This is a genomic window from Brucella sp. 22210 (assembly GCF_052045675.1).
GTDB lineage: Bacteria > Pseudomonadota > Alphaproteobacteria > Rhizobiales > Rhizobiaceae > Brucella.
The window spans coordinates 1-563 of sequence record NZ_JBQEPD010000164.1 but is presented as its reverse complement, the minus strand read 5'-3'; the positions used below and the strand labels follow the sequence as shown (position 1 = coordinate 563).

The window sequence follows — 563 nt, the reverse complement described above, 5'->3', positions numbered from 1 at the left end:
CTGAAAACTGAACCGCCCGATAGCCAGCCGCGACTTCGCATCCGGTGATTATGCAGTCGTTGTGCCCCAGTACCATGCCCGTGCCGGTGTAATCCGCACGTGGGCGCTCATCCAGCCAAGTCGTGTATGGGAGGACAATCATGTTGTTGATCGTGGACGAAGCAGACCAGCCGGCCGGGGCCGACTTGAAGCCAAACGACCCGTTATTGCCGGTTGCCCCCCATCCGTACACGAAAACCCTGTCAATCTGATAGAGCGCGGAATTTTGCAACAGAATTCCTGAGCACTTTTGATTGCATTGGATGGTCAGATTTGAGAGCGAGAAATTGTCGAAGTTATTCGCGGATGCGTTAGACGCCCACAGCACAACGTTCAGGGGGCTAGACCATGTTCCCACCGCAACGAGCGTCCCGTTTGTGATATGTATGCCGTGGCACATATCAATATCAAGCGTTTCCGACACGCCATAGAGTCGGCCCATGAGATCAAAACGCCGTCGATAATTACGGCGGGCCAGTGATCCACCGCCCGGCAAGCCGGTCGTGGGCGGGTTCCGCATAAAA

The 563-nt window shown here is 55.4% G+C and carries 1 protein-coding gene; it reads right to left on the bottom strand.

The window, feature by feature from the left end; translation table 11 throughout:
- Positions 1 to 563, bottom strand: a 563-nt coding sequence (locus ACTJKP_RS27160) for a hypothetical protein (protein ID WP_440632873.1), incomplete at both ends; no start/stop codon positions are given.